Origin of the sequence: Paraburkholderia sp. BCC1885 (assembly GCF_900996235.1) — a bacterium.
Classification (GTDB): domain Bacteria; phylum Pseudomonadota; class Gammaproteobacteria; order Burkholderiales; family Burkholderiaceae; genus Paraburkholderia.
Map to the genome: position 1 here is coordinate 18,022 of NZ_CAAJGM010000209.1, position 11,733 is coordinate 29,754.

General features: G+C 63.8%; 10 protein-coding genes. 9 read left to right on the forward strand and 1 reads right to left on the reverse strand.

Annotation, left to right across the window (positions count from 1 at the left end; translation table 11 throughout):
• Positions 1 to 34: 34 nt before the first annotated feature.
• Genes FQ755_RS22335 through lpdA form a run of 4 tightly spaced genes read left to right on the forward strand, consistent with a single transcriptional unit; the run spans position 35 to position 5,178 of the window.
• The gene (locus tag FQ755_RS22335) at positions 35 to 1,267 is read left to right on the forward strand and encodes a 3-methyl-2-oxobutanoate dehydrogenase (2-methylpropanoyl-transferring) subunit alpha (RefSeq protein ID WP_144157154.1); all 1,233 of its coding nucleotides are present in this window, start codon (positions 35 to 37) and stop codon (positions 1,265 to 1,267) included.
• A 2-nt stretch (positions 1,268 to 1,269) separates the two neighbouring features.
• Entirely contained in the window at positions 1,270 to 2,322 is a 1,053-nt protein-coding gene (locus tag FQ755_RS22340; protein WP_144157156.1) for an alpha-ketoacid dehydrogenase subunit beta, read from the forward strand.
• A gap of 1 nt (position 2,323) precedes the next feature.
• Positions 2,324 to 3,748, forward strand: coding sequence for a dihydrolipoamide acetyltransferase family protein (locus FQ755_RS22345; protein WP_144157158.1), 1,425 nt, complete (start codon positions 2,324 to 2,326; stop codon positions 3,746 to 3,748).
• 2 nt (positions 3,749 to 3,750) lie between these two features.
• Positions 3,751 to 5,178, forward strand: a complete 1,428-nt coding sequence (gene lpdA / locus FQ755_RS22350) for a dihydrolipoyl dehydrogenase (protein ID WP_144157160.1) — start codon at positions 3,751 to 3,753, stop codon at positions 5,176 to 5,178.
• 44 nt (positions 5,179 to 5,222) lie between these two features.
• Here the strand turns inward: lpdA and FQ755_RS22355 are convergent, their stop codons facing one another.
• On the reverse strand, positions 5,223 to 6,170 hold the full coding sequence (locus FQ755_RS22355; protein ID WP_260858793.1) for an HAD family hydrolase: 948 nt from the start codon (positions 6,168 to 6,170) through the stop codon (positions 5,223 to 5,225).
• On the opposite strand from FQ755_RS22355, the gene FQ755_RS38250 reads away from it, so the two are divergent.
• The 5 genes from FQ755_RS38250 (at position 6,151) to FQ755_RS22375 (ending at position 11,694) form a co-directional block, all read left to right on the forward strand.
• On the forward strand, positions 6,151 to 6,396 hold the full coding sequence (locus FQ755_RS38250; RefSeq protein WP_260858794.1) for a hypothetical protein: 246 nt from the start codon (positions 6,151 to 6,153) through the stop codon (positions 6,394 to 6,396). The two genes, FQ755_RS22355 and FQ755_RS38250, sit on opposite strands and share 20 nt — an antisense overlap.
• Positions 6,397 to 6,928: 532 nt before the next feature.
• The gene (locus FQ755_RS22360) at positions 6,929 to 7,717 is read left to right on the forward strand and encodes a hypothetical protein (RefSeq protein WP_144157164.1); all 789 of its coding nucleotides are present in this window, start codon (positions 6,929 to 6,931) and stop codon (positions 7,715 to 7,717) included.
• A 25-nt stretch (positions 7,718 to 7,742) separates the two neighbouring features.
• Positions 7,743 to 9,158 (forward strand): DUF1254 domain-containing protein, encoded by a 1,416-nt coding sequence (locus tag FQ755_RS22365; protein WP_260858795.1) that lies wholly within the window; start codon positions 7,743 to 7,745, stop codon positions 9,156 to 9,158.
• 28 nt (positions 9,159 to 9,186) lie between these two features.
• Entirely contained in the window at positions 9,187 to 10,659 is a 1,473-nt protein-coding gene (locus tag FQ755_RS22370; protein WP_144157166.1) for a DUF1254 domain-containing protein, read from the forward strand.
• Between the two features lie 63 nt (positions 10,660 to 10,722).
• A complete protein-coding gene (locus FQ755_RS22375; protein WP_144157167.1) occupies positions 10,723 to 11,694 on the forward strand; it encodes a transporter in 972 nt (323 codons plus the stop codon).
• Positions 11,695 to 11,733 lie beyond the last annotated feature (39 nt).

The following is an 11,733-nucleotide window of genomic DNA, read 5'->3' on the forward strand; positions in this document are numbered from 1 at the left end:
AGCGTGAGACACAATCAAGCGTGGAGACAACACAATGAGCTTGCATGAGCCACTGCGTCTGCATGTGCCGGAGCCCACCGGGCGCCCAGGCTGCAGAACCGACTTTTCCTATCTTCGACTTTCCCCCGCCGGCTCGGTGCGCAAACCGCCCATCGACGTCAGCGCCATCGACACCAGCGATCTCGCCCACACGCTCATCAGCGTCCTCGACGATCAAGGCCGCGCTGTCGGTCCCTGGGCTCCCGATCTCACCGACGAGCAACTGCTGGCCGGCATGCGTGCCATGCTCAAGACGCGCATCTTCGATGCCCGCATGCTGATCGCCCAGCGCCAGAAAAAGATCTCCTTTTACATGCAAAGCCTCGGCGAAGAGGCGATCGGCGCGGCCCAGGCCATGGCCTTGCGGCGCGACGACATGTGTTTTCCGACCTATCGTCAGCAGAGCATCCTGATGGCGCGCGAGGTGCCGCTCGTCGGCATGATGTGTCAGTTGATGTCCAACGAGGCCGATCCGCTCAAAGGCCGTCAATTGCCGGTGATGTATTCCGATCGCGAGGCCGGCTTCTTCTCGATCTCCGGCAACCTCGCCACGCAGTTCATCCAGGCGGTGGGCTGGGCGATGGCCTCGGCGATCAAGGGCGACACGAAGATCGCTTCCGCATGGATCGGCGACGGCGCGACGGCCGAGTCCGATTTCCACACGGCGCTCACCTTCGCGCACGTCTACCGCGCGCCGGTGATCCTCAACGTGGTCAACAACCAGTGGGCGATCTCGACCTTCCAGGCCATCGCAGGCGGCGAGGGCGCGACCTTCGCCGGACGCGGCGTCGGCTGCGGCATTGCCTCGCTGCGCGTCGACGGTAACGATTATCTCGCCGTGTACGCGGCTTCGTGCTGGGCGGCGCAACGTGCGCGCCGCAACCTGGGGCCGACGCTGATCGAATGGGTCACCTATCGCGCCGGCGCGCATTCGACCTCGGACGATCCATCGAAATACCGCCCGGGCGACGACTGGACCGACTTCCCGCTCGGCGATCCGATTGCACGCTTCAGGAAGCATCTCAACGCGAAGGGCATCTGGTCGGATCGTCAGCATGACGAAATGATTGCCGAACTCGAAGCCGAAATCGTCGCGGCGCAGAAAGCGGCCGAGCAATTCGGCACGCTGAACGACGAACGTATTCCGAGCGCGGCCAGCATGTTTGACGATGTCTACAAGGACATGCCGGAACACCTGCGTCGTCAGCGTCAAGAACTGGGAGTGTGAGCATGGCGGAATTCGATCCTATCCACGAAACGGACACGGCCACGCGGCCGATGACGATGATCCAGGCGCTGCGCTCGGCCATGGACGTGATGCTCGGGCGCGACGACAACGTCGTCGTGTTCGGTCAGGACGTGGGCTATTTCGGCGGCGTGTTTCGCTGCACCGAAGGCCTGCAGGCGAAATACGGCACTTCGCGCGTGTTCGATGCGCCGATCTCCGAAGGCGGCATCGTCGGCGCGGCGGTCGGCATGGGGGCTTACGGCCTGCGTCCCGTCTGCGAGATCCAGTTTGCCGACTACTTCTATCCGGCGTCGGATCAGATCGTCTCGGAAGGGGCGCGTCTGCGTTATCGATCGGCAGGTCAATTCATCGCACCCCTAACGATTCGCATGCCCTGCGGCGGCGGTATCTACGGCGGCCAGACTCACAGCCAAAGTCCTGAGGCGATGTTCACGCAAGTCTGCGGCCTGCGCACGGTGATGCCGTCGAATCCCTACGACGCCAAAGGGCTCTTGATCGCCTCCATCGAGAACGACGATCCGGTGATTTTTCTTGAGCCCAAGCGTCTCTACAACGGACCGTTCGACGGTCATCACGAACGGCCGGTCACGTCGTGGGCGAAGCATGCGTCGAATGCGGTGCCGGAGGGCTATTACACGGTGCCGCTCGATTCGGCTGCGGTTGTGCGTCCTGGCAATGCGGTGACGGTGCTCACCTACGGCACGACGGTTCACGTGTCGCTCGCGGCGGCGGAAGAAACCGGCGTCGATGCCGAAGTGATCGATCTGCGCACGCTCTGGCCGCTCGATCTCGACACCATCGTGAAGTCGGTACGCAAGACGCGCCGCTGCGTGGTCGTCCACGAGGCGACGCGCACGTGCGGCTACGGCGCGGAGTTGATAGCGCTCGTGCAGGAGCACTGTTTTTATCACCTGGAAGCGCCGGTCGAACGCGTCACCGGCTGGGACACGCCGTATCCGCATGCGCAGGAATGGGCCTATTTCCCCGGCCCGCGCCGGGTTGGGGAAGCACTACGTCGTGTGATGGAGGCCTGAAATGGGTGTGCATGTGATCAAGATGCCGGATATCGGCGAAGGCATTGCAGAGGTGGAGTTGGGCGCCTGGCATGTGGAGGTGGGCCAACTCGTCAAGGAAGACGGGCCGCTCGCGGATGTCATGACGGACAAGGCGGCGGTCGAGATTCCGTCGCCGGTCGCGGGCAAGGTGATTGCTCTCGGCGGCAAGGTGGGAGAGGTGTTGGCGGTGGGCAGCGAGCTGATCCGGCTGGAGGTGGAGGGAGAGGGGAATGTCAGGACAGGTGCGTCGGCGCAGGCCGCTGCCGGCGCGGTGAACGGCAAGCACGGCGCTAGCGAGGCCACCCATGGCACGCATGCGGCCAATGGCGCGAACGCAACGCGCGGCGCTGCGGCGGCGAGCGGCTCCGTCGTCGCTCTGCACTCGCGCGAAGCGGACCCTGAGTCTGCTGCCGAAGTTGCTTCGCGTAACTCGCACACGACGTCTGCATCCGCTAAAACCGCCGCGTCTTCGCCGCCGCATGCTGTAGCCGCTCATCCCGCTGCGCTCATCCGCCAACCGGACGAGCGCCCGCTCGCCTCGCCCGCAGTCCGCCAACGCGCCTGGGACATGGGTGTCGAACTGCGCTTCGTCCATGGTACGGGCGAAGCAGGCCGCGTCACCCACGCTGATCTGGATGCCTATGCGCAGACGCGCGGCGCCGTCTCTGCCACGACGACGCAAGCCCGCTCCGGCTACGTCGAACTGCACGACGAAACCGCGGTCCCGGTGATCGGCGTGCGCCGCGCGATCGCCCGCAAGATGCAGGAGGCGAAGCGGCGCATTCCGCATTTCAGCTATGTCGAAGAGATCGACGTCACCGAACTCGAAGATCTGCGCGCGCAACTTAATAAGCGCTGGGCCGATGCGCGTGGCCGTCTGACGATGCTGCCGCTGCTGATCCGCGCCATGGTGATCGCGCTGCGCGATTTCCCGCAGATCAATGCGCGTTTCGACGATGAAGCCGGCGTGGTCACGCGTTACGGCGCGGTGCACGTCGGCGTCGCCACCCAGACGGACGCGGGGCTCACCGTGCCGGTGCTGCGTCACGCCGAAGCGCGCGATGTCTGGTCGATCGCCGCCGAAATCGCGCGCCTCGCCGAAGCGGTGCGCGGCGGTAAAGCCAGTCGCGACGAACTGACGGGCTCGACCATCACGATCTCGAGCCTCGGCGCGCTGGGTGGGATCGTCTCGACGCCGGTCATCAATCATCCGGAGGTGGGCATTGTGGGCGTCAACCGGATGGTGGAGCGTCCCATGATCCGCCAGGGCGCCGTGGTGGCGCGCAAGATGATGAACCTGTCGTCGTCGTTCGATCATCGGGTGGTCGACGGTATGGATGCCGCCGAATTCATCCAGTCGGTTCGAGTGCTGCTGGAGCAGCCCGCGCTGCTTTTCGTGGAGTGAGCATGAGCCAGATCGAACATACCCGTCTGCTGGTGATCGGCGGCGGGCCGGGCGGTTATGTCGCCGCCATTCGTGCCGGGCAACTCGGCATTCCGACCGTGCTGGTCGAGCGCGAGCAGTTGGGTGGCACCTGTCTGAACATCGGCTGCATTCCGTCGAAGGCGTTGATTCACGCCGCCGAGGAGTTCGACAAAACTATTCAGTATGCCGAAGCATCGCCACTGGGCATTCGCGTGCATGCGCCGGCCATCGATATCGAACGCACGGTGGCCTGGAAAGACGGCATCGTGCAAAAGCTCACGCGCGGTGTGGGGGCGCTTCTGAAGAAGCATGGTGTCAAGGTGGTGAGGGGCGAGGCCAGGGTGATCGACGGCAAGACCGTGGAAGTCAGCGCGACCACCGGCGGTGAAGGCCCAGGCGAAGGCCAAGGCGAGCGCGTGCGCATCCAGTGCGAGCACCTGCTGCTGGCGGCCGGTTCCGAACCTACCGCGTTGCCGTCGATGCCGTTCGGCGGCAAGGTGGTGTCGTCGACGGAAGCCTTGTCGCCGAAGAGCCTGCCGAAGCGTCTCGTGGTGGTCGGCGCGGGCTATATCGGTCTGGAGTTGGGCACGGTGTATCGCAAGCTGGGCGTCGAGGTCACCGTCGTCGAAGCACAGGAGCGCATCCTGCCGGCTTACGACGCCGAACTGGCCAAACCGGTGGCGGATGCGCTGGCGAAGAGAGGCGTATCGATGCTGCTGGGACACAAGGTGCTGGGGCTCAGCGCGGACGGCGAGGCGGTGCGCGTGCAAGGCCGCGACGGCAGCGAGACGGCTTTGCCGGCCGATCAGGTGCTGGTAGCGGTCGGCCGGCGTCCGCGTACCCAGGGCTGGGGCCTCGAAACTCTGCAACTGGATCGCAACGGCGCCGCATTGCGTATCGACGATCAATGCCGCACGTCGATGCGCGACGTGTGGGCAATCGGCGATCTGGCGGGCGAACCGATGCTCGCGCACCGGGCGATGGCGCAAGGCGAGATGGTCGCGGAGTTGATCGCCGGCAAAACGCGCCGCTTCGTGCCGGCGGCGATTCCCGCTGTGTGCTTCACCGATCCCGAAATCGTCACCGCGGGGCTGTCGCCGGCGGACGCCGAAGCCGCGGACCTCGATTGCATCAGCGCCTCATTCCCTTTCGCCGCGAACGGCCGCGCGATGACGCTCGAAGCGACCGATGGCTTCGTGCGCGTCGTGGCGCGGCGCGACAACCATCTGATCGTCGGCTGGCAGGCGGTGGGGCGCGGCGTATCGGAACTGGCTGCGGCGTTTGCGCAATCGATGGAGATGGGCGCGCGTCTGGAGGACATCGCCGGCACCATTCATGCGCATCCGACGCTGTGCGAGGCGGTGCAGGAAGCGGCGCTGCGTGCCTTGGGACACGCGTTGCATATCTGACGGTGTCGGTCACCGCTGCGTTGAACGCCTCTCCACCAGGCCAGTTATTTTGCAGCCGACGCCGCAGTCGCCGCCGTTCCGTCCGCGTCGCCCTTAAATACGGTGTGCCAATCGTCCTTCACGTCGACGATCAGCCAGCCCTTCACGTTGGCCTCTTCCAGGCCCTTGTCCAGTTTGCCGCTGCGCGCCGTGCGGTCGTAGGCGTATTCGCGCTGCGCGTCCGTGTGATGCACGAGGGCCGCGAAGCGCGGGCCGTCGCCGGAGGTGGTCCATTCGAGCATCGGCAGGTCGCTGTCCGCGCTGCCGAACGCCATCAACGGCCGCTTGCCGATCACCGCCTGGATGGTCTGCGGCTTGGTGGCGCCGTCGTTGAGCGTGTCGATCTGCGCGGTGCGCGTGAGCGACGCCGTACCGTTCACGAGCCCATACTGATAGCGGATCGTGCTGCCGATTACCTCGTCGGGCGGCACGCCGTACATACGCTGCGAAATCTCGCGCATGAACTCGACGCTCTCCGGCGCCACGATGTAGGTCCTGAAGCCATTCGCGCGCAGATAGGCGAGCAACTCGACCATCGGCTGATACGCGAGACTCGTGTACGGCCGGTTGAAACGCGGATCGCTCGCGGTCTCGAACCAGTCGTGCACGGCTGAGGCGAAGCTGTCCGTCGTCATGCCCGCGTGGCTCACGGCTAGCAGTTTCAGCGCGCCGGCGTCGCCGCTATTGGCGACGCTTTTGAGATTACCGCGCAGAATCGAGCGGAACGGTTCCTGCCGTTTCCATTCCGGATGATGCGGCGCGAGCGTCTTCACCCGCTGCAGCGTGAAGACGAGCTGCACGGGCGCGGGTTGCTCGACCCATAGCGTGCCATCCAGATTGAACACTGCAATGCGCTCGGCGCGCGGCACGAAGTCTTTCGATTCGGGTGTGGTGACGCGCGTGACGAAATCGACAATCGAGCGCTCGGCGGGCGTGTCGTTCCACGACGCCATGGTCGAATTGCCGGACGGCGCGCGAGCCGGACGTGCGGCCTGCGACGTGCCGCTCGCGTGGGGTGTGCTGGTGCAGGCGCAGAGAGCGATAACGGTCAAGCCGATCCAGCATCTGCGCATCGAGCAAATCATGAAAGCCTCATTGGTGTGTGATGTCGTGCGGCATTGGCTTCTCCAGCGTGCCAATTCGCGCTTACTAGATATCACATTTGGGGCGTTCGCTTAATGGTTTATGACGCATGCCGTGGCAGGCGGACGAGGTGCGAACAAAACGAGGATGACCCATACAGAGGCCGCTCCATGAGAAAAACCTGCCGCGCCCGACGTGCCTGGTTATTGAAGGCGATTTTGTTTACTTATTTGCATCAATTGCCTCAAATCGCCGCCGCCATTTCATAATCAGATTTATTTCAGAGGATTTGCGCGCAATAAACCTTGAGATTGTCTCAACTCTACTGCGTTACAAATTTATCTCTGTGATGATTGAAAACGTTTGCTAGTATTTTTCGACGAGGACAGTGATTTTATGCGGCGCATCCGGCCCTCGCCCGACGAGGTTTGACGCGCGTAGCGCCTTTCCGGGCGGCAGTTTGATCCCTGTTGCGGATTTCCCAGCGATTTATTAGTGGCAGCGGCCTGTCCAGAGTCGGGCGAGCGTTAAACGGTCAATCGAGGTACTGAAAATTTCTATTTGCGTTATGCAAAGGCGTGCGCTTGCCGATTAATAACCGGAACCTGAGCCAGGAAAATGAATCATCATGAAACGATGCCTTGGAGCAGGGGCGGTGCTCTGTGCGGCGGTGTTTTCGTCGCCGGCCAATGCGCAGGCTTCCGCGGAGGACGCCAACAAAAGCAATAACCCGTTGAATCTGGCGCCGTCGTTCAACCTCCAGGATTACTACACGCCGAGCCTGTTCGGCGTGAGCGGCCAAACCAACGATCTGCTGCTCCGGCCGACCATTCCGGTGGGGCCGGTAGGCCCAATCGGCGTGCCGCAGATTTTCCGCGCCACGGTGCCGATCAGCACGCGCCCCGACCCGAGCGGCGGCTACAACACGGGTCTCGGCGACATCAACCTGTTCGACATATTCCTGCTCTCGCAATCGGACGTGCAGCTCGGCGTCGGCCCGTTGATCACCTTGCCCACCGCCACCGATCCCAGCCTCGGCACGGGTAAATGGCAGGGCGGCCTGGCGGCGGTGGCCGTCAGCGCGACGCCGGCGCATCTGCTCGGCGCGCTGGTGCAGTGGCAGCACTCGTTCGCCGGTCAAAGCGGCCGGCCGACCACGCAGTCCCTCACGGCCCAGCCGTTCGGCATCTTCAATTTGCCTGGCGGCTGGTACATCCGTTCGACCGCGATCTGGACTTTCGACCTGCAGCACGGCGCTTACTACATCCCCGTTGGGCTCGGTGCGGGCAAGGCGTGGAAGAGCGGCTCGACCATCTACAACGCGTTTATCGAGCCGCAGTATTCGGTGGCTCACTCCGGCGTCGGCGTGCCGCAAGTGACGATTTTTGCCGGGCTGAACCTGACGTTCGGCAAGTGACCACCCTCAGCCGAGAGACCCGCTCATGAAATTTTTCACACTCCTGCGCATGGCCACCGTCGTGCTTGGACTTTCGCTGATAACCCTGACGCAGCCGGGCGCGCGCGCCCAGGCGAGCGATGCAACCGCGACGCTCAGCGCCTCGCCCGATGAAGCACGCGCCATCGCCAAAGACGCCTTCATCTACGCCTATCCGATGCTGTTCAACTACAAGACGCTCTACGAACAGGCGCTCGATCCGGCTTCAAAGTCCTACGTGGGCGGCTTCGGCAAGTTCCGCAACTACTCTCAGCCGTATGGTCCCGAGAACAAGGAAATCGTCACGCCCAACAACGACACGCCGTACTCGTGGGCCTGGCTCGATCTGCGCCGCGAGCCGTGGGTGCTGACGGTACCGGCGGTGAAGAACGATCGTTATTACGTGTTCCAATGGATCGACCTGTTTACTTATAACTTTGCCTACGTGGGCTCGCGGACCACCGGCAACGGCGCGGGACATTACCTGTTCGCCGGTCCGAACTGGCACGGCGACACCCCGAAGGGCATCGACAAGGTCTTCCGCTCCGAGACCGACATCATCCTGACCCTGGGCCGCACGGCCCTCAGCGGGCCGGCGGACGTGAAGAACGTCGAGGCCATCCAGAAGCAATACCGCCTCACGCCGCTGTCCACGTTCGAACACACCGGCGCGCCGCCGCAGGTCGCGAAACTCACCTTCCCGAAGTGGGACGAAGCGAAAGCCACTTCGATCGGCTTCATCGCGTATCTGAACTTCCTGCTGCAGTTCGCTCAGCCTACGGCGCCATCTGAAGCCGCGTTGATGCAGCGCTTCGCGAAGATCGGCATCGCCCCGGGAGCTGCATTCGATCCCGCCACGCTGCCGCCCGCGACGCGCGACGCCATCGAGCAGGGCGTGGCGGACGGCAAAGCGGCGCTCGCCGACGCCGAGAAGCACACCACCAGTTCCTACGACCTGTTCGGCAGCCGCGAGGATCTGCACGGCGACTACATGAAGCGCGCCGTGGCCGCGGCCATGGGCATCTACGGCAATACGAAGGAAGAGGCGGTGTATGTCGGCACGCGCGTCAATGCGGACCACGAGCAGCTCGTGGGCTCGCAGCCCTACGTCGTCCACTTCGACAAGAAAGACCTGCCGCCCGCGAAGTTCTTCTGGTCGATGACGATGTACGACCTGCCCGGCCGGCATCTGGTGGCGAACCCGCTCAGCCGCTACTCGATCGGCGACCGCACGAGGGGCATCCGCTATGGCGCCGACGGGTCGCTCGATATCTACATCCAGCACACCTCGCCCGGCGCGGACAAGGAATCGAACTGGCTGCCCGCGCCGGATGGGCCTTACAACGTGATCGCGCGGATTTACGGACCGGACGCTTCGGTCTTCGACGGCAGCTGGAAATTCCCGGTCCCGCAAAAGCGCTGAACCGCAAATGGACGAGTCGGAGCCCGACATGAATCCGAAAGCCGCAACGTGGGTAACCGCCGCCGTGCTGGCATCGCTGGCGGGACCGATTCTGGCGAAGGCGCCCAGTGGTGAGACCATTGCGGCGTCGGCGTTATCCGTCCCCGGCCCGGTCGCGGGCTACGCGATCTCGGAGGCTTACGCACGCCTCGTGGCGCGCCAGACCTACTTCTGGGCGTGGCCGATGGTCAACGTCTACAACCGACTGCTGGCGATGCGGCAGGTGCCGCAGCCGGGCCTGAACGGCGGCATCGTGCCGGTTGCGCCGCCTAACCATCTCTCGATGCTGCACGACTATATCGAGCCGCAGGAACGCTTCGTGGCCTGTCCGAATCAGGACGTGGTGTACGGCTCGGCGGTGTTCGATCTGAACCAGACGCCGGTAGTCGTGCAGGTTCCGGATTTCGGCGAGCGCTTCTGGGTCTACCAGGCCGTCGACCTGCGCACCGACGGCTTCGTCCGTCTCGGCAAGCTGTACGGAACGAAGCCGGGCTTTTATCTGTTGGTCGGACCGCACTGGCACGGCCAGGTGCCCAAGGGCATCCGCCAGGTGTTCCGCTCGGCCACGGCGGTGGGCAGCTTTATCCCGCGCGTTTTTATGGACGACACGCCGGAAGACCGTGAGGCCGTGCAGGCGGTGATCGGCAAGATCGGTCTGTATCCGCTTGGCGAGTTCGACGGCAAGGTGAAGGTGACCGACTGGTCGAAGCTGCCCACCTTCGGCTCGGGCGAGGCGAGCGCCGAAGAGATCAAATGGGTGGACCCGGCGAAGTTCTGGGACGAACTCCCTGTGGTGCTGGACCAGGCGCCGCCGCAGCCCGGCGAAGAAGCGCTGTACGCACAAGCGCGCGCGTTGCTGGCGGCCGCGCAGAAAGACCCCGCCATCAAGGCTGCCATCGTGGATGAAGCGACCCAGACCGACGCGAAAGTGATCGTCCCGCTGTTCAACTTCAACACGTTCGGCAAGCCGTTGCCCGCGCACTGGAACACCATCACCAACGGCGCGCAGTTTGGTACGGACTACTACACACGTACAGCGGTGGCGAAGTCCAACATCTTCGTCAACAAGCCCAATGAGACCCAATACTTCTACGCCGACACCGACGCATCCGGCCGGCGGCTCAATGGCGCGCAGCGTTACACCGTGACGTTTCCGAAGGGACAATTGCCGCCCGTGAAGGGCTTCTGGTCCCTGACGCTGTACAACGCGCATCACTTCTTTTCACCGAATGAGCAGAAACGCTACTCGCTCGGCACTAAAAACAGGACGCTGAAATACAACGACGACGGCTCGCTCACGCTGTATGTGCAGAGCACGCCGCCCGGCGCCGACCACGCCGGCAACTGGCTGCCGGCGCCGGTCGGCGAAGACTTCTCGCTGTACGTGCGGGCTTACTGGCCCGAGCAAGCCGCTTTGGACGGCACGTGGACGCCGCCGCCGGTGGTGCAGGACACACGCTAGTTGCAGTCGATGCAAAACGCCTTCCTTGCCTGCGCGGGGCGAGGAATCGATTGGGAGGATGCCATGAATGAATCTCGCGCTTGGTTTAACGGCCGCTCTCTTGCGGCACAGGTGTCGGTCGGTGTGCTTGCCGCTGCCGGGATGGCGTTTTCGTCGCAGGTTGGCGCGACGGAAACCGGCATCGGGCGCCCGATTACCGGCATGCAGATCGCGCCGTATGCGGGCATCGTGCCGCCCACGGACGACTGGATCGTGTCGGTCACCTCGATTTACTACGAGGGCTCGCTCGGCGCGACCAAGACCTTGCCGATTGCCGGCAAAGTCACGGCCGGTCTCGACTACCACATCTCCTACGACATCGTGAACGCCATCAAGACCTGGGGCATTACCGCCGGAGGATGGAATTTCGCGTCGTCGTTCGGTGTGCCGCTGCAGTACACCAGTGTGTCTTCGTTTCACGGCCTGCTGCCGAATGATCACGCCACGCAGTTCGCCGATATCTTCTTTACGCCGGTGGTGGCGGGTTATCACCTCACCAAGACCGACCACATCGCGTTGAGCGTGCAGATCTACGCACCGACCGGCGCCTACAACAGCGACCGCCTCGCGAATGCCGGCCAGAATACGTGGACCTTCACGCCGACCTTCGCCTACACCAAGCTGCTGCCGCAGGAAAACATCGAGCTGTCGCTGAACTACGGCGTCGAGTTTTACACCACCAATAATCAGACGCAGTATCACAACGCACCGGTCAGCGTGCTCGACCTGCTGGCGCTGAAACGGTTCGGCGCGGGCTGGGGCGCGGGTGTGGTGGGCGGCTATATCCAGCAACTCGGCCATGACACGGGCGGCCTGGCGGACCTCGTGGGGGGAGCGCAAGGGCATTCGGTGGGCATTGGGCCGATGGTCACGTGGAACGGCAAGATCAGCAAGACGCCGGTGGGCGCGACCTTGCGCTGGGTGAATGAATTCGACGTCAGCAACCGGCCGAAGGGCAATGCGGTCGAACTGTCGGTGAATGCGACCTTCCAATGACTGTCCCGGCGCGGCAGGCAACGCGCAATTGCGCGTGTG

Coding starts and splice junctions, on each gene's coding strand:
- FQ755_RS22335 (WP_144157154.1), top strand. CDS start 35: ATGAGCTTGCATGAGCCACTGCGTCTGCATGTGCCGGAGCCCACCGGG.
- FQ755_RS22340 (WP_144157156.1), top strand. CDS start 1,270: ATGGCGGAATTCGATCCTATCCACGAAACGGACACGGCCACGCGGCCG.
- FQ755_RS22345 (WP_144157158.1), top strand. CDS start 2,324: ATGGGTGTGCATGTGATCAAGATGCCGGATATCGGCGAAGGCATTGCA.
- lpdA (WP_144157160.1), top strand. CDS start 3,751: ATGAGCCAGATCGAACATACCCGTCTGCTGGTGATCGGCGGCGGGCCG.
- FQ755_RS22355 (WP_260858793.1), bottom strand. CDS start 6,170: ATGGCGTCGTGGAACGACACGCCCGCCGAGCGCTCGATTGTCGATTTC.
- FQ755_RS22360 (WP_144157164.1), top strand. CDS start 6,929: ATGAAACGATGCCTTGGAGCAGGGGCGGTGCTCTGTGCGGCGGTGTTT.
- FQ755_RS22365 (WP_260858795.1), top strand. CDS start 7,743: ATGAAATTTTTCACACTCCTGCGCATGGCCACCGTCGTGCTTGGACTT.
- FQ755_RS22370 (WP_144157166.1), top strand. CDS start 9,187: ATGAATCCGAAAGCCGCAACGTGGGTAACCGCCGCCGTGCTGGCATCG.
- FQ755_RS22375 (WP_144157167.1), top strand. CDS start 10,723: ATGAATGAATCTCGCGCTTGGTTTAACGGCCGCTCTCTTGCGGCACAG.